This window comes from uncultured Photobacterium sp., from assembly GCF_947502415.1.
Lineage (GTDB): Bacteria > Pseudomonadota > Gammaproteobacteria > Enterobacterales > Vibrionaceae > Photobacterium.
In genome coordinates, this window is the sequence record NZ_CANMZV010000007.1 from 212203 (window position 1) to 229956 (window position 17754).

Consider the following 17754-nt stretch of genomic DNA (forward strand, 5'->3'; position numbering starts at 1 on the left):
ATCTTATGACGTCACCAAATATTGTTTGGACGCGAATTGATGAGCGTCTTCTACATGGTCAAATTCGAATTACTTGGGGAAAACATACCGAAGCGAATTTAATTCTGGTCGCTAATGATGAAGCTGCTGAAGGCCCTAATGCTGCATTTATGCAGGCAGGCATGAAGGCATCGGCGGGTGGTGAATATGCCGTGCGTTTTTTCTCTATCCAAAAAACCATTGATGTCATTCATAAGGCATCGCCAAAGCAGAAAATATTCATCCTTTGTAATTGTCCGGAAGATGTTGCCCGCCTTGTTGAAGGTGGTGTGCCACTTACTCATTGTAATGTTGGCAACATGCATTTCCATGAGGGCAAGCGCCAGATTGCCAAAACAGTATCGGTTGATGACAAAGATATAAATGCCTTTGAACGTCTGGTTGAGCGTGGTGTGATTTGTACGGTGCAAAATACACCAGACCAAGCGCCTGCAGATGTACTTGAACTTTCCTCGGTGGGCGCATAAGCGTCCCCCAAACCTCCCTTTAAACAGAGATTTAAAAAAGGAATAAATCATGTTTTTTGAAGCTTCGCTTGTCGCAATATGGGCGTTCTTCTGTGGTATCGATAAATTCGATGTCGCGCTGAACATTCACCGCCCGTTAATCACCGGCCCGGTTGTCGGCCTGATCATGGGTGATATGCAAATCGGCTTGATTGCTGGTGCTACCCTGGAACTTGCCTGGTTAGGTTTGGTGCCTAATGCCGGTGCTCAGCCGCCTGATGTAACTATGGGTACGATTGCCGCCGTGGCATTTGCCGTAATGACGGGTCAGTCAGCGGAAGTAGCCATGGGTGTCGGTATGCCTATCGCGGTTCTGATGCAGATGCTGGTTATTGGTTTCTTTGCGCTGACAGCATTCACTATGGGCAAGGCTGATGAATATGCTGAGCGCGGTGATGCTGCTGGTATCGACCGACTGCTGATCACAACTATCTCCCTACGTTCAATGTTATATGCAGCGGTTGCTTTCGCGACAGTCTACTTCGGTGAACATGCCGCGACCTGGATTGATGAAAATGCACCCAAGGTGCTGCTGGAAGGCTTGGGTATCGGTGCCAAGATGGTTCCTGCTATCGGTTTTGCGATGCTGCTTAAAATCATGTGGTCGAAGGAAGTGGCCGGTGTGTTCTTCATTGGTTTCGTTATGACAACGTACCTGAAATTGCCAATCATGGCAGTAGCAATCCTGGGCGCTGCCGCCGCTGCACTGTACTACTTCTTCAGTGGAAATAATGGAAATACAACTAACCAAGTAGAGGAATTCGAAGATGGCATCTGATATCACTGCAGGCACGCTAGCCGATAAGAACGCAAAGGTTCATGAAAGTCTGGTTGATGATATTGATTCATACGAAGACACCACGCCGCGCAAGGTAATTACCAAAAAAGATCTTTGGCTTTGTGCAATCCGTGGTCTGTTCATGGAAGGTAACTTCAACTTCGAACGTATGCAGGCGGGTGGTTTTGCTTACTCGATTATTCCTGCACTGAAGAAAATTCACGGTAACAATAAGCGCGACTTTGCCAAGTCTCTGAAAAACCACCTTCAGTTTTTCAATGCGAGCCCTAAGTTGTTCACCTTCTTGCTGGGTACATCCATTGCAATGGAAGAGAACAAAGAGAAGCCTTCAACCGTTAACGTAATGAAAGTTGCCGGTATGGGGCCGACAGGTGGTATCGGTGATGCAATTGATCATATGACCCTGATGCCGTTGACATTGGCTCTGGGTGCATCGATTGCAATGGATGGTTCGATTGCCGGTCCGTTCGTGTTCTTCTTCTTATATCAGATTGTTCACTTTGCAGTGTACTTTGGCCTGATGTTTATGGGTTACAAGGCCGGTACTGCTGCCATGGTAAGCATGAGTGATGCGACCGAGAAGCTGGCTAAAGCGGCCAACATTATGGGTATCTTTGTTATCGGGGCCTTGTCGGCCACCTTTATCAGGGTACAAACCACGGCCTCGCTCGAACTCGGTGGCAAAGTGGTTGAGCTGCAAAGTGCCTTGTTCGACAAGATCATGCCGAACTTACTGCCGCTGGCATTGGTGTTCTTTATGTTCAAGATGGTGAAGGGAACCGGTTTCTGGGCTAAGCCGCCGGTACTGATTTTCTCCACCCTTGCTGCCGGTGTAATTGGTCACTTCTTTGGCATTCTCTAACTAACACATTTCGATAGACCGGGGGGAGCAACTCCCCCCATATCAAGGATTTTCAGATGATTGGTATTGTTGTTTCGGGTCACATTAACTACGCAACGGGTATGCAGTCGGCAGTTAGAGCTATTGCCGGTGAGCAAGAGCAGATGGCCTTTATTGATTTTGTTGAAACCATGTCTACAGAGCAGCTGGAAGATCGTTTGCGCCAGGTTGCTAAAGAAGTGGATTCGGGGGAGGGAGTATTGTTTCTTACCGATATCCCGGGTGGTTCGCCATGTAACCGTGCGCTGTCGATCATGATGGATACAGCAAACATTGAGCTAATTGCCGGTGCCAACCTGCCGATGATTGCCAATGCGGCTTTTGAGCGTGATGGTGCTGAGCTGAAAGAGTTGGTTGAGACACTGCTTGAAATTGGTACGTCCTGCATACAGGACATGCGTAAAGAGCTGGAAGCGGTGATGGAGCCAGAGCCAGCTGAATGTGAAGACGGACTATAACCATGCGTTACGCCTTATTCCCGGATCGGGTTTTTACCCCAGCAGGTATTGTTACTGACACCTATGTCGTGATTGCTGATGGAAAAATTGAAGCCCTGACTTCTCAGCAGCCTACAGATTGTATGGTGACTTGTCTTGAAGGGCAGTCTTTGATGCCGGGCTTTATTGATATTCATATTCACGGACGTCAGGGTGCGGACGTCATGGATGCGACTGATGCCGCGTTGCAGCAGATTGCCGATGCGCTACCGAAAACCGGTGTGGTTGGTTGGGTCGGAACCACGGTGACTGCACCTTGGCAGGATATTCTCGATGCTCTCTCACAGGTTCGCAGTTATATCGAGCAGCCACAACCACAACAGCAGGGTGCGGAGCTGCTGGGCAGTTTTCTTGAGGGGCCATATTTCACCGAGCCTCACCGTGGTTCACATCCGCCTGCATACCTGAAATCACCGACCACTACCGAGCTTGAGCAGCTTAAAGAAGCGGCGGGCGAATCATTGATTCGAGCGGCTGTAGCCCCTGAAGCTGATGGTGCGATGCAAGCCATTAGCTGGATGACAGAAAACAAGATCAAGACATCGATAGCTCATACCGATGCGACGTTTGACCAAGTTACAGACGCCTATCACCGGGGGGCGGACTGTGGTGTGCACCTTTTCAACGGTATGCGCGGCCTACACCATCGCGAACCGGGCTGCTGCGGCGCTGTCCTCTACCACGACATGTTAGCCGAGCTGATTGCCGATGGGATTCATGTTAATTCGGTGATGATGCAACTGGCTTACCGGATGAAAGGTTATCAGGGGATTGCGCTGATCACGGACTGTATGCGAGCAGGCGGCCTGGAAGACGGAGAATATCAACTTGGTGCGCAGACGATCACGGTGACACATGGAGAGGCTCGAAGTCCTTGCGGTTCGCTTGCAGGCAGTACCTGCAGCCTGGATCAGGCTCTGCGTAATATGGTGTTTGAAAGCCAGGTGCCGGTTTGGGAAGCCGTGCAAATGGCATCGGCAGTACCTGCCCGCTATCTCGGGTTAGCAGATCGACTTGGCGGTATTGCTGAGGGGATGGATGCCAGCCTGACGGTTATGAATGAAGATTTACAAGTGCAGGGCACGTTAATCAAAGGTCAATGGGCCTACCACGTTGCGGCAACGAACTAGCCGTTGCCTGCCTTGCTACAACAAAGAATAAGAGGTTTTACATGGAAATTCGTCAACCTATCCATAGCGCACATGCCAAGCAACTTGATACTGAAGGTTTGCGCGAACAGTTTTTGATTGAAAATATGTTTCAGGCTGGGCAGATCAACCTGACTTACAGTCATATTGACCGGATCATTGTCGGTGGTGCGGTACCGACAACCGAGGAGTTGGCATTGGAAGGCGGCAAGGAAATCGGGGTGGATTTCTTCCTTGAGCGCCGTGAACTGGGTGCGATTAATATCGGTGAGCCGGGATTGGTGATCGTTGATGGTGAAACCTATGAAATTGGTACGCGCGAAGCCATTTATGTTGGTAAAGGCGCCAAAGAAGTGAAATTTGTCAGCGTTTCGGCGGAGAAGCCGTCTCGTTTTTACGTTAACAGTGCGCCAGCCCATATGACATATCCGACCCGCAAAATTACGCGTGAAGATGCATCACCGGAAACGCTCGGCAGCCAGGAAAATTGTAATGTACGAACTATCAATAAGTATCTGCATCCATCAGTTCTGCCTACCTGCCAGCTATTGATGGGGCTGACTGAGCTGGCTCCGGGCAGTTTGTGGAATACCATGCCTTGCCACACTCACGAGCGCCGCATGGAAGTGTACCTGTACTTCAATATGAAAGACGACAACATCGTTTTCCATTACATGGGTGAGCCGCAGGAAACCCGTCATATTGTTATGCGTAATGAACAGGCGGTGATCAGCCCGAGCTGGTCAATTCACTCCGGTGTCGGCACGGCCGCGTACACCTTTATCTGGAGCATGGTCGGTGAAAACCAGACTTTCCATGATATGGACCATGTTGCGATGAGCGACCTGAAATAATCATCTCTATCAACTTACGTAATGGTTCTGTTTAGCTGCAAACCAGGGCCATTACGACAGACAGCATTAGCAGGAATTCCAAATGAATATCTTTGATTTATCAGGCAAAGTTGCCATTGTAACAGGCTGTAATACCGGTCTTGGCCAGGGAATGGCACTTGGCCTTGCAAAAGCTGGAGCCGACATTATCGGTGTGGGCCATATTGAGGCACCTGAAACTCAGGAGCTGGTGGAAGCTCTGGGACGTAAGTTCCATTACATTACGGCAAACCTGATGGTACAGGACGGCCTTGAGCAGATTGTTGCCGAAGCCGTGGAAGTGATGGGGCAGGTTGATATTTTGGTAAACAACGCCGGTATCATTCGTCGTGAAGACATCTTAGAGTTTTCAGAAAAAGACTGGGATGATGTTATTAACATCAACCAGAAAACATTGTTCTTCCTTTCGCAGGCAGTTGCCAAGCAGTTTGTTCAGCAGGGTAACGGCGGCAAGATCATCAATATTGCATCAATGCTTTCCTATCAGGGCGGCATCCGCGTACCTTCCTATACCGCCAGTAAGTCAGCAGTGATGGGCCTGACCCGTGCGCTGGCAACCGAGCTTGCTGAGCATAACATCAATGTCAACGCGATTGCTCCGGGTTACATGGCAACAGACAACACCACCGCGTTACGTGCCGATGAAGCGCGAAATGCAGCGATCCTTGAACGCATTCCAGCCAACCGTTGGGGTTTACCATCAGATCTTGAAGGTCCGGCAGTATTTTTGGCTTCAAGTGCCAGTGATTATGTTAATGGCTACACCATCGCTGTAGATGGCGGCTGGCTGGCACGCTAAGGAGTGAGTGAGATGGCAATTGGCACGAAACTGGATGTTCTGGCGTTAATGAAGCGGGTTTACCGCTATCAGGCAGCCAACCAGACCCGCAGTGTGATCCGTCGTAGTGGTAAAACCCGCTTTATCAAAGATACCGATTGGGAGCGCGGTGTGTTCTGGTCTTGCGCTGCCGCAGCCTGGAAAGCGACTGATGATAGTGAGTACCTGGACGGTGTGATGGACTATGCCCTGCACACTGGTTTCCGCACCGGCCCGAATGCTCGCTTTGCTGACGATCATATCTGCTGTCAGGCCTATTTGGATGTTTACCCTGTGGTTAACCAGCCAGAAGCGCTGGAGCCAACAATCAAGGCGCTGGCGCTGATGGTGGAAAACCCAGAACCGGGTCGTAAGGACTGGTGGTGGTGTGATTCGTTGTTTATGGCTCCGCCTTCTTTTGCTGCACTTTCTCAGCAGACCGGTGACAGCAAATACCTTGACTACATGCATACTGCATTCTGGGATTCGGTTGATCACCTGCTGGATCCTGAAACAGGCCTGTTCTTCCGTGATCACCGTTATATCCCTGATGGTCAGGGTAGCGAGCTTCGTGAAGCCAATGGTCAGAAGGTATTCTGGAGCCGCGGTATTGGTTGGGTTTTGGCTGCTGTACCACGTCTGATGGCTCGTATGCCGGAAGAGTATCCGAACAAAGCGCAATATCTGGAGCTGTTCAAAAATTTGGCTGCAGAGGTGATCAAGTATCAACAGCCGGACGGTTTCTGGCGCACCAGTTTGCTGGACCCGGACAACTTCCCTGCACCGGAAAGTAGTGCTACGTCTTTGTTCTGCTATGGTCTTGCCTGGGGGATCAATAACGGTTTGTTGGACAGTGAAACATATCAGCCTGTAGTGGAAAAAGCTTGGGTTGCTCTGCAGGGAGCCGTTCATGACAACGGCATGATTGGCTGGGTACAGCTTCCTGCCTTTAATCCGCGTGATGTGAAGTTCGAGCATAACATCGATTACGGTGCCGGGGCATTCATGCTGGCAGCAACCGAAATGGTCCATCTGGCTGACTAAGGTGGCCTGCACATAACGAGAAAAAACAAAAAGCTGATTTTATTCCGATAAGGTCAGCTTTTTTATTTATTACATAAAAATCAATAAGGAAAGACGTGATGAAAAAGATTTTGGGGCTGTCAGCAATTTTGTTAGGAACCCTGGTCGGGTTTCAGGCTTCGGCGGGGGATGCAAATTCTCAGTATTCAATTCACTTTGCTCAACAAGTGCCGGTGATTGATGGGAATGGTACTGATCCCGCCTGGGATAATGCGCAGTCGTTGACGGATTTTACTTTCCCGTGGCGTGCTGATGCTGCTCCGGCAACGGAGTTTCGTGCTTTGTGGGATCGTGAGGCGCTGTATTTTCGCTATGTGTTGGAAGATCAACACATAGCGGTTGGGGCTGATCCAGAACGTGCAGTCTTAGATTCGGATCGTGCTGAAATTTTCCTGGCGAAAGATTTGCAGCTGTCTAGCTACTATACGATGGAAATTGACCCGAAAGCGCGCGTATTCAGTGCCGATGCTGCTTACGACATGACGAAGAAGAAGCGAGTCAAGCTAGATAGCAGCTGGAACTGGCCGGGTCTGGTGACCAAGGCAAGTATTACGGACAATGGATATGTTGTTGAAGCGAAATTGCCGATGGCAACTATCACAGGTCTGGAACTTTGGCAGGATGAGGCTCAGTCAGAACTACTGTGTGCTCTGATGCGTGCGGAATTCACTCCGAAGCAGGATAGTAGCCTGGATATGGGCTGGATGACCTGGATTGATCCGAAGACAGCGAAACCGAACTTCCATAACCCGGGCACTTTCGGCACTTGTAAGCTGGTGAAATAACCTTAGTAAAATTACAGGCCTCTTCTTCATGCTGCTTGGCGGGATCGGCAGCATGGGGGAGAGGCTTTTTCATTTGAAGCTACCCTGATAGACAGGAACAAGGAACAGGAAATATATTCGTCATGTCCGCTCAAAATACTTACTTGCTTGCGCAGGTGTTTGGTTTTTTTAGTTTTGCTATAGGCTTATATGCTTTCTATCAGAAAAAAGATAGCAAGCTGAAATTGTGGATGGCGGTGCTGTGCCTGATGAACGCCATTCACTTTTTGTTATTACATTCATTTTCCTCTGCATTTTGTGTCGCAGTTTCTATGGTCAGGAATCTGATTACGATAAAGGTGCGCTCTAAGTGGGTGATGATGGTTTTCATGCTATTTAGTTTTGCTGGTTATTTTTCTGTCCAGCAACCGAGCGAGGTATTAGGGGTAACCGGAATTTGTGTGGGTACTTACTCGCTGTTTATGCTCGAAGGTATAAGGCTTCGACTTGGTTTGTTAACCGGTTCGTTGTTATGGCTGGGCAATAATATTGCTTTGGGCTCTATTGGTGGTTCACTGCTCGAAGCTTGCGGCGCAACCATGAATGCAGTGACCTTATATCGCCTTTATTGCGATACAAAAGACAGCAACAAAAAGCCTGGTGATAAAAAAGCCCTCGCAACGGATGAGGGCTTGGTGAAGTGATGATTTTTGTGTTTAATTTCCGTGTTTAGCGGCGACGGTAAATCAGTCCCAACAGGCCGAGAAAGGCAAGCATTAACGGGCTGGTGGAGCCTCCGCCTGAGCTGCCTGTCTGGTTGCTGTTACCCTTGTTGTTACCATCATCATCATCGCCTTGGGTGAGCGTCAGGTTCACTGAGCTGCCAAACAGGCTTTCAACCGTGATACGAGTCTTACCATTGTGGTGTGAATAAGCTTGTGAAGCCGTCATTTCGTTAATATTCCATTCCCCGTCGATTTCGACCACAATCGTGACCGGCGGTGTCGGCTGGTCATTTTCCTGCAGATTCAGCTCCGGTGAGGCAATACTCAGATAGGCTTCTTTATCGTTGAGCTGAGCTAATACCTGGGCTGTGGTGCTGATTGTTTTGACCGGGCCTTTGTTGAAAATTGCTGAGCCAGTGCTGCTATAGCCGTAAAGCTGGTTGCTGCGGTCAAACAGAACCTGGTCGTTATCGCTGCGCTCCAGAGCCGAAAACTGCGGTGAGTTGTTCATTGCATTGGCAAACGCCGTCATTTCTGTCGGTGTCGTTTCCATCACCATGACATACTGATAGCTCGCATTGTTTGGTGCTACGCCATGATCAATCCAGGCGGACGTGAACTCGCCTGAGGTTTGCGCTTTGGATTTGTTATGGCGTGAAACCTGACTGCCTCGGCGAACCTGAACATTGTCGGCTTCCATCAGGTAGTAGCCAACGTTGTTATCATCGATCAGCCAGTCACCAGAAGACAAAGTCGCTGAAAAGTTCGCTTCTTTATGATTTACACCGTTGATCCACAATCCTTCAGGATTGCTGCCGATGGCCAGCTGGAACAGGGTGGTTTCAGTACGGTTTGTACCGTCTGAGTTACTGATCCCGGCTCCGGTCAGGAATAACTTATCCCCGGCTGCAAGAACATGTTTTTCAGCTTCAAAAGAGGGTTCAAAGTTATTGATAGTCTGTGGAGCCTTGTGCTTGAAAGTAAACAAGCTGTATTGGTTTTTAAGCGATGTTGAGCCGCTAATCCCATTATCTGAACGAACCATCAGCGTAGAGGTTTTTGGGCTTTCCAGTGAGTCATAATCTAAATGAATAGTCGTCGCACCGGGGTTGCGGTTCCAGTCCCACCCTTCTTGCTGATAGCCGAAATGAGTTGGATCGCCGTATGGGATCACATGGGCACTGCCGTGGCTTTGGTAGCGACCATAACGGTTATCGTTGGTATAGATTTCCGAAGACCAGACATCCTTGTTATAGCCTTTGAGTACCGCCATGCGATTACCGTTGCGGTGGATAGCAAAGGCACCGCCGTTAAAGCTCCAGCTCCCTTCTGGCAACGAAGCCGGGGTAATACTCTTGCCAAAAATAGCACTGCTTTGTTGGTGGCTGGTATTGGTGACCTGAAGATAAATCGCCGCCAGTTCTTCGTTGAGCGAAGGGTAGCTGTTTGCCAGCCATTTCAGGCCATCGCTGTAGCGATTTACGCTGAGATCGGTAAACGGATGTCTGCCGGATAAAGCTAGCGGGACATAAGGATTACTGTAATGCCAGCCTGCTACCATGACAGATTTGAGATTATCCAGAGCGTCATTGCTGAGGCTGAATCCGGTGTCCTTGAGTATATAAGCAACGTGGGCAGCGTTTTCGAAAGCCGAGAATGCATAGCCAGGATAATGACCGTTGTGACGCCAGGCTGTGCCGTCCGGCCGTAAGCCGTCATTGGTGCCCGGTGGTGTCTGGTTAAGTGCGCCGGAGAAGAAAGCCGAAAACGTGTGCAGCAGTGCAATACGCTCGCTGTTATCAGGGTTTAGCAGCAGTAGGGCCAGATGTTGGCGCGATAATGTATTGAAATAGTCGAGGTTTGAGCTGCCGCTGTTCAGCGCCATATCAAAGCTGTCTTTGAATTCGCGGGAGAACCACAACAAGGCGCGGTAAGTCGGTTGCAATAAATTACTGGCGGCAAGTTCATCAGCCATCATCAAGGCCGAGATATACCACCAACGACCGCTGTACCCCCAGTGGTGACTGGTAACCAGCGCACTGCCATCGGCGAAGCCCTGATCCAGAAGGTGCTCGGTCATCAACCGGTACATCTCTGCCAGCCGCTGTTCATCGGCACTGAAAGCCGGGTTGTTATAGGCTTTGGCGATATCCAACATCAGTTGAGCGTAACCGGATAGCTTTTTGCCTTGGTTGTCGGAGTCGCCCAGCATGACATAGTTGTCAAAATCAGCTTTATCTGCGGCTAGGAGGTGAGCCGGTTGATAAATCACTTGCTGTTTATCGGTCAGAACATGACGGCCGGTAATATTGCCCTGACTGTCTTTGCTGATGCCAAACTTGCTGAAGCGGGTTTCAAGGCTGGTCAGGCTGCCTGGATTGCCGCTAAATTCGGAGATCAGGGTTTGCTTGATTGTATCTGCATCATCAAGTTCTGCCTGAGTTGGAGCTGGCAGGTTATCCGGGAGGGCAAAGACGATTTCCGGCTCGTTGTAACGGGTTGAGACCTGAGCGTCAGACCATTGATAGCGATTGTCATCGACGGAAACCATTACCCGGTCGATGTTCAAGGAGCCGGCGGTAGCGTTGGCCGAGGATGGCGCGTGAAATGTCAGTTTGGCTAACTGATCGGTGACAGCTGGAATGAAGTCGGCATTCAGTGATACCCCGATAGCACGCCAGCCGGTGAAATTGAGTTTTACCGGGAAACTGGAGGCATTGTTAGCACCGTTGTCAGCCAGCTCTACCGTTAGGGAGTCGTCTACAGCTACCGGGTTATACAGCCAGAAGGACAATACCTGGGTTGCACCTCGTCCATAGGCTGAGGTGGCCTGTGAGTCCGTCAGGCGAGTGAAGCTATGGTCAATCGTCAGAGAGTCACCTTTAGTCCATTGCCAGTGTATGGATTGATCTCCATGGATGGCACGGACCTGACTTAACTGGCAGTTACTTGCTGTTATCCAATTCGGTTTATTTGGCTCTTCGAAGCTGAGTATTTGAGACTGAAGGTCAGAAGCGTAGCTATACCCGTTCATACCTGCAGATAAAATAACGGCAGTAATAACCTTCTTGTCCGTTACCTTTGAAGTCGGTAAGGCATATTTTAATTTCATTTAGAATAACCCTGAGTTTTTATTCCGTGCCTGAAAACGCGCAGATAATACAGCCTATTACGGCTAAGTCATAATGCGTCCGGAATCGTTATTTATTAATGATATTTGTTAATTTTCCAGCATCTTTGAATTACGTTGTGTTTTCTTTCTCTATTTGATTTTATTTAAATCAGTATATTGGCTGGATTGATTCAACGTGTCCGATTCTCCTGACACACTGTTGCCTCTGTTTTTCACTACTGTTTGTTGGTTTTGATATAGCTGATACTCAGTGATACGACAAAAATGCGATGCGTGTTTTAAGAGTAGAATAGCCTATATGGCTGTATATACTGCGATTTTTTACTGTTAGCTATTGATTTGTCAGGATTATAAGTAATGAGAGCCTTTAATGAACGGGTTCTTTTGTTTTCTTTCGTTTGTTTTCGTTGTGTGGTTTTCATCACAGTCAATAATTGAAAATCAAATTACTATGCATGCACATTAAGAGGTCGAAGTAACGGATATTAATATCTGCTGTAATTCGAAAAATAATTAAGCTTTGTGAAACTCGATTTTTATATTAATACGGTTTTATATTCTTAGGAGAAAAAATGTTTCGGTTAGATCAGTACAGTTTCGGCAAACGGCTTGGTGCGGGATTTGCGATTATCATCATGATGCTGTTGCTGGTTTACGGGGAAGGATTCCGTGCCCGTTGGGTAACCGATAATGAGATTAATCAGTTAAATGCGGCCAATGTCGGTGTTCGAGAGGTCTTCGGATTGCAGGTGCTGGAAAATAACTACCTGAACACCCGGGATCCCATTTATGCCCAGCGGTTTAAAAAATGGCACAAGGTCAATTTGGATAACTTTGTTGCCAGTAAGGCGCTTTTCAGTAATAAGCAAGATCGTGGTTTGGTCGATCAGTTTGAAGCTGCCAGTATTGAGTACGGAAAAGAGTTCGACCAGTTTAATCAACAGATGAGCAGTATCCAAAATCTCACAAAGCAGATGGCTGAAGCCGAGAGGTTATGGGCGGAGCAATACCTGGCTGATTCAGCTCAGTTATTACTGGCACGGTTGGAACAGGCTCGCACGCAGACGGAATTGTCGCTGGATCCGGTATTAGTAAATAAGTGGGAAGACGATTTAAGCCAGTGGGCAAGCTATGTGCCTACATCAGAGGTTAAGGCATATCGTGGTAAGCTCAGTCAGGTTGGCCGCTTAGTGAAAGAGTCAGTCGGCACGCGTGAGATTATGCTTAAAGCCGCGACAGAGGTACGTGATAGTGCCAAATCACTGGTTGCTAATGTTGAGCTGCAAATGGCGAAAGACAAGCAGCTCAGTGCTGTAGTTGGCATTGTTGTTTGCCTCTCTGCTGTTGTGGCCAGTTTTTTCATCGGGCTGGTGATCACCCGTTCTGTCGTGAATCCGATTAAGACTACCATTAGTATCGTGGAGCGCTTAGCTGATGGTGAGCTCTATCATCAATTGTCATCAGAGGCCCGAGATGAGCTGGCAAGTCTGTCTCAGGCTATCAACCATATGACAAACTCACTGCGCCATATGGTCGGTGATATCAGCCACAATCTTGAGCTGTTGAATAGCATGACATCCGAAATGGACTCGATTGCAGAAGAGAACAACAGCGGGTCACAAAAGCAGTTGTCCGAATCCGAATTGGTAGCAACCGCCATGACTCAGTTGACTGCAACAATGAGCGAAATCAGCAGCAGCGTGACCGACGTTGCCGAAAGTGCCAGCCAGAGCCAACAGCTGATTATGCGCTGTAATCAGGTGACGGATACCGCAATCGAAGATATACGTCACCTTGATACCAATATTACGGATGCCGCCGGGGTGGTTGAGCAGCTGGCGCAGGGGACAGAAAATATCAGTTCTGTACTTGAGGTGATCAACAGTATTTCCGAACAGACTAACTTGCTGGCATTGAATGCGGCGATTGAGGCTGCCCGGGCCGGAGAACAAGGACGCGGCTTTGCTGTTGTTGCTGATGAAGTGCGATTACTGGCACAAAGAACTCAGGCATCGACACAGGAAATCCACACAATTATTGAAGCATTACGTCATGATGCCTCACAAGCTGTGACTGTAATGGATTTAAGTCGGCAGTCAATGTTGTCATCACGCCAGCAGGTAAACGATATTGGCACCCACCTTGGTGACGTATCTGAACTGGTTAACAATGTTGCTGAGCAGGCGATCAATTTGTCATCAGCATCGGTAGAGCAAAATGTGACGGCAGAATCTTTTAATGAAAGTATGCAGGTGATTGTCGGTATAACTCGCCAATCATCAGAAACCGCAGCGCAGCTTGCAAAAACGGCGCGTCAGTTATCTCAGTGCAAAGATGAAATTAATATTCATATGTCGAAGTTTCGCTTGTCGTAAATAATGTATGAGATATTTAAAAACACCGCCTTTGAAAAGGCGGTGTTTTTATTAATTAATGATATTTTAGTTGGGTGGTTATATTAAATGCTCTTTACAATAGACCTGCTATTGCATCTTCGAAGATGTCGGTTAAGGGAATATCATCCATCATATTCATTTGCTCCGGATAACCGACAACATGCTGGTAGGCAGCCTGAACCAGGTATTCAATGAGTAGTGGGTTAAATTCGCCTTCCAGCGGTGGTGTTTCCGCTTTTATTTGTTTGTATTTTTTGCCTTTGGTTTCTGCAATCATGCCTGTGATTAAAGCACGCTGGAATGGCGAAGGCAGCACCGGAGGTAACTCAAAGAGATATAAAGATTTGAGTTTTTTCAGCGATTTTGTATTCCAGGCATAAGGCACAATATCTAACGAGTTGGCAACGCGGGTACATTTATCGCCAAGCTGTTCATCAAAGTAATTAGCGAAGTCGGCATTACCGGCTGTTGGCCCGGCAAACGGAATTGTGGATATATCAATGTTAGTGGAGAGTTCCTTTCCCTGAATGTCCTTCAGCCACAATGCCGCAGTGGAGGATAAAGCGCCGCCTTTACTGTGTCCGGTTACACAGACTTTTGCTTTACCTTCTGTTCCTATCTTCTCGTTCAGAAATTGCAGTACTGTTTTACCTTCGCCGGGAATGCCGGATTTGGGTTTTAATTTCTGTAGGGTTTTGAGACCGTAGCTGGTGCTCTTGGAAATTTTAAGCTTGCGATCTTCAACGGATGCATAAGGCCATTTCTTCATCTTTCTTACCATGAAGTCATTAAACAGCCAGTCTGAAATGGATACCGGGTTCGTGCCGCGAATGGCAATCACGTATTCGCCTTCAACGCCTTTTTTCTGCACCACATACATCATGGCATCGTTGAAGATAGTATAAGGAATGGTGTAAACCGCAGGCCCCCAGACGACCTCCCAGTCATCATCCTGAAAAGGCTTCCACTCTTTTAGGGCCTCATTCATTTTTTTCAGGATGAGTTCGGCATTTTCTTGTGCGGAGCCGGTGTGGGTAATGCCGTAATAGCTCATGTAGCTGAATGCCAGCATGAGTTGTTCCTTGGTATAAGCCATAATTCCACCTTTTAATCACATTCGATAATAATGATGAATATATTCAGATAATGAAGTGAATATTTGGGTGAGGTGTGAATGGAATCTGATGTAATTTATAGAGTAATTAATCCATGTAAAATAACAAACACACGCGATCACTGTAATCAATATTAGCCTTGTATTTTGTGCTGAAATTAATCGTGTCATTTTTGTGATCACTAAGAGATTAATATTTGAAAACAGTTGTCATGTTGGTTTTATATTCTGACTCAATTCGCTGTTTGTACTTTCCTTTATCGCATTACAAAATTTCCGTTATGCCATGATGAATGGGGTAGCCCACAAGCAAATTAGCCCCCCTCGCTTGAGAGTTGTTTCTTGTTGGAGGGGTGACGGCGTAACTTTGTTGGTGGCGAACCAATGAGTTTTACTGCAACTTTAAAACTTTCATCGTGAAGAGGTTTTGTTCTGATAACCGACTCTGCCACATGAGCAAAACAACGAAGTGACATCCCTTGGAATGGATGCAATTTTATGCTGGTATTTTTGAGTGTGATCAATTGGTTAGTAAGTAAACAACATACTGTACGATTAGGTGAAGGTTATCTGATATCATTTCTTTTTATTGTCTAAATTGTCAATTGTCAATTGGCATTATGTAAAGCCGAAAGGTTTTGAGGTACTAAATGCACAACACTCAATCTGCCAGCTATCTCGGACGTCATTCCGTACGCTGGAAGTTCCTTCTTGCGGCAGGGGGAAGCCTGGTTATCACGGTCACGGCACTTATTTTTTCGTTCTTTTATGCTAACCAGCAAACGCAGGATTTGGTACGTCAGCAGACGGAAGAAAACCTTAAACAGTCCGCAGAGCTATATATTGAAGAACTGGCCGGTGAGCAATCCCTTTTGATTCAACGCTTATTCGACCGTTCGTTTGATCGTGCTGAGATGTTACGCAGCAGTCTGCTTTTTCTGAAAAAGAATTCCGCAGAGAATCAGATACCGGCTGAAAAATTACGTCTTTCCATGAATCAGCTTATTCAGCAAACGGTCAGTGATAACGCACAGATGCTGGGTATCTATGTGGTGTTTGATAAGAATGCCCTGGATGGTGAGGATGCAAAGTTTGTTGATGCTGATGAATTGGCTGGTACAGGCACGGGGCGCTTTGCTCCCTATTGGGCCCGTAATTCAGATGGTAGCGTTGAACTTGAGGTGCTGCTTGAAGAAGATTTGTACGACACAGAGGTTGACGACAACCAGATGCCAATAAATGAGTGGTATGCCTGTTCGATGCGAAATAATGGTCAGGCATGTGTTCTCAATCCTTATCTTGATACGGTTGATGGTGAAGAGATGCTGATGACTTCTCTGACCTTGCCATTGAAGGAAAATGGCAGGCTGATTGGTATGTTGGGTATTGATTTTAGCCTTGCTGATATCCAGAGCATGATAAATCAGGCCGACCGTCGTGTTTTTGAGGGGGACGGTGAAGTTATCTTGTTGAGTCATGGTGGTTTGATTGTTGGTTACGATGCCAAGCCTGCACTGGTAGGCGAACACCTGAAGGCGGGTAATTTTGTATCTGAAGGTTCGTTGCTGAGCTGGCTGAAAAATCCAAAGCATTCCGTTCAGTGGCAAAATGACGGTCAGATCCTGGAAGCATGTGTTCCTGTTAAGCTCGCAGGGAATAAACAATCCTGGGGAATGGTTTTTGAACTGCCTCGTGAGAGTGTGATGGCCCGTGCAATTTCTCTGGAACAGTCACTTAAAACAGCTAATGCAGATAATGCTTCGAAAATTATCTTGATAGGCGTTGGGGTGACGCTTCTGGCGCTTGGGCTGATCTGGGTATTGGCGATTCGTCTGGTGGCACCGATCCGGCTGGTGGCAGATCGTCTTCAGGATATTGCAACCGGTGAAGGTGACCTGACCCGCAGGCTGACGGTGAACAGTGACGACGAGCTTGGGGCGCTGGCAAATGGATTTAACCTGTTTGTCGATAAACTGCAGGGAACGGTGAAGCAGATTGCCCACTCAGTGGAAGATGCGAAATCGAGAGCCGAGGAAGCATCTCAAATATCTAATCGCACTAGCGACGGAATGCAGCAGCAATTTAATGAAGTGGATTTGGTTGCCAGTGCGGCGGCCGAGTTAGCGTCAACAGCACAGGAAGTCGCCAATCATGCAGGGCAGGCTGTTAGTTCGGCGAAAGAAGCCAATAATGCCGCAGAGCAAGGAAAAGGTGTGATAGCCCAGACGACTGAGGCAATGTCTTCGCTGGTTGAGGAAGTCAGTGCTACTGTTCCTATTGCTGATCGTCTGGCGCAAAATAGCGACAATATTGATTCAATTCTTGAAGTTATCGAAGCCATTGCAGAGCAAACTAATTTGCTGGCACTGAACGCTGCAATCGAGGCTGCTCGTGCAGGTGAGCAGGGGCGTGGTTTTGCGGTTGTTGCAGATGAAGTCAGAACTCTGGCCGGTCGTACTCAGGATTCTATCAGTCAGATCCGTGAGGTGATCGATTCATTGAAGGCGGGCACCGGTGAAGTGGTTGAAGCAATTCAAAAAGGTAATGATAAAGCACAAATCACGGCTGAGCAGGTGACGGAAACTGTCGCGGTTCTGGAGCAGATCATCACGTATATCTCCAGTATTGATGACATCAGTAACCTTATCGCTGTTGCCGCAACAGAGCAGCGCAATGTTGCCGGAGAGCTGAGCTGTAATGTGTCCAATATTCGGGATGTCAGCCAGTCGGTGAGTACCGGGGCTGAAGAGTCCGCCAGAGGCAGCCAGCAGCTGGAAACTCTGATGCAGGAACTGCAAGTTCTGGTTCGCCAGTTCAAGGTCAAATAAGGCCAGTGACTCCTTTCTTTCTGAAGGCTGCAATGGCTTTCAGGAGGAAAGGAAAAACATTTCACATACTTAATAAAATCATACAAATACGTCACTAGTATTCTTTTCCTG

Annotated in this window: 14 protein-coding genes; 12 read left to right on the forward strand and 2 right to left on the reverse strand. The window is 47.8% G+C overall.

Going from position 1 to position 17754, the window contains the following annotated elements; all coding sequences use genetic code 11:
• Positions 1-5 precede the first annotated feature (5 nt).
• The 10 genes from agaV to Q0852_RS10020 all read left to right on the forward strand — a co-directional run bounded on the left by agaV (position 6) and on the right by Q0852_RS10020 (position 8151).
• Complete coding sequence (agaV, locus tag Q0852_RS09975; RefSeq protein ID WP_299017839.1) at positions 6-506, forward strand: PTS N-acetylgalactosamine transporter subunit IIB; 501 nt, start codon at positions 6-8, stop codon at positions 504-506.
• Positions 507-555: 49 nt separating this feature from the next.
• Positions 556-1323 carry a PTS N-acetylgalactosamine transporter subunit IIC gene (agaW, locus tag Q0852_RS09980; RefSeq protein ID WP_299017842.1) on the forward strand — a complete coding sequence of 256 codons (768 nt, stop codon included), beginning with the start codon at positions 556-558 and terminating at the stop codon, positions 1321-1323.
• A complete protein-coding gene (locus tag Q0852_RS09985; protein ID WP_299017845.1) occupies positions 1313-2206 on the forward strand; it encodes a PTS system mannose/fructose/sorbose family transporter subunit IID in 894 nt (297 codons plus the stop codon). Before agaW ends, Q0852_RS09985 begins: the two co-directional genes overlap by 11 nt.
• A gap of 56 nt (positions 2207-2262) precedes the next feature.
• Positions 2263-2703 carry a PTS galactosamine/N-acetylgalactosamine transporter subunit IIA gene (gene agaF, locus Q0852_RS09990; RefSeq protein ID WP_299017850.1) on the forward strand — a complete coding sequence of 147 codons (441 nt, stop codon included), beginning with the start codon at positions 2263-2265 and terminating at the stop codon, positions 2701-2703.
• Between the two features lie 2 nt (positions 2704-2705).
• Positions 2706-3872, forward strand: a complete 1167-nt coding sequence (gene nagA / locus Q0852_RS09995; RefSeq protein ID WP_299017853.1) for an N-acetylglucosamine-6-phosphate deacetylase — start codon at positions 2706-2708, stop codon at positions 3870-3872.
• A gap of 41 nt (positions 3873-3913) precedes the next feature.
• The gene (gene kduI / locus Q0852_RS10000) at positions 3914-4744 is read left to right on the forward strand and encodes a 5-dehydro-4-deoxy-D-glucuronate isomerase (RefSeq protein ID WP_299017856.1); all 831 of its coding nucleotides are present in this window, start codon (positions 3914-3916) and stop codon (positions 4742-4744) included.
• Between the two features lie 82 nt (positions 4745-4826).
• Positions 4827-5582, forward strand: coding sequence for a 2-dehydro-3-deoxy-D-gluconate 5-dehydrogenase KduD (kduD, locus tag Q0852_RS10005; RefSeq protein ID WP_299017859.1), 756 nt, complete (start codon positions 4827-4829; stop codon positions 5580-5582).
• Positions 5583-5594: 12 nt separating this feature from the next.
• Positions 5595-6644: a glycoside hydrolase family 88 protein gene (locus tag Q0852_RS10010; RefSeq protein ID WP_299017861.1), complete on the forward strand. Its 1050-nt coding sequence runs from the start codon at positions 5595-5597 to the stop codon at positions 6642-6644.
• A 98-nt stretch (positions 6645-6742) separates the two neighbouring features.
• Positions 6743-7468, forward strand: coding sequence for a CBM9 family sugar-binding protein (locus Q0852_RS10015; protein ID WP_299017863.1), 726 nt, complete (start codon positions 6743-6745; stop codon positions 7466-7468).
• 122 nt (positions 7469-7590) lie between these two features.
• Complete coding sequence (locus Q0852_RS10020) at positions 7591-8151, forward strand: YgjV family protein (protein WP_299017866.1); 561 nt, start codon at positions 7591-7593, stop codon at positions 8149-8151.
• Between the two features lie 25 nt (positions 8152-8176).
• Here Q0852_RS10020 and Q0852_RS10025 read toward each other — a convergent pair whose 3' ends face one another.
• A complete protein-coding gene (locus tag Q0852_RS10025; RefSeq protein WP_299017869.1) occupies positions 8177-11284 on the reverse strand; it encodes a chondroitinase family polysaccharide lyase in 3108 nt (1035 codons plus the stop codon).
• Between the two features lie 593 nt (positions 11285-11877).
• Between Q0852_RS10025 and Q0852_RS10030 the strand changes: the two genes are divergently transcribed.
• The gene (locus Q0852_RS10030) at positions 11878-13680 is read left to right on the forward strand and encodes a methyl-accepting chemotaxis protein (RefSeq protein WP_299017872.1); all 1803 of its coding nucleotides are present in this window, start codon (positions 11878-11880) and stop codon (positions 13678-13680) included.
• A gap of 94 nt (positions 13681-13774) precedes the next feature.
• Here the strand turns inward: Q0852_RS10030 and Q0852_RS10035 are convergent, their stop codons facing one another.
• Positions 13775-14797 carry a hypothetical protein gene (locus Q0852_RS10035; protein WP_299017875.1) on the reverse strand — a complete coding sequence of 341 codons (1023 nt, stop codon included), beginning with the start codon at positions 14795-14797 and terminating at the stop codon, positions 13775-13777.
• 668 nt (positions 14798-15465) lie between these two features.
• Here Q0852_RS10035 and Q0852_RS10040 point away from each other — a divergent pair.
• Positions 15466-17643 (forward strand): methyl-accepting chemotaxis protein, encoded by a 2178-nt coding sequence (locus Q0852_RS10040; protein ID WP_299017877.1) that lies wholly within the window; start codon positions 15466-15468, stop codon positions 17641-17643.
• The last annotated feature ends 111 nt before the right edge of the window (positions 17644-17754 follow it).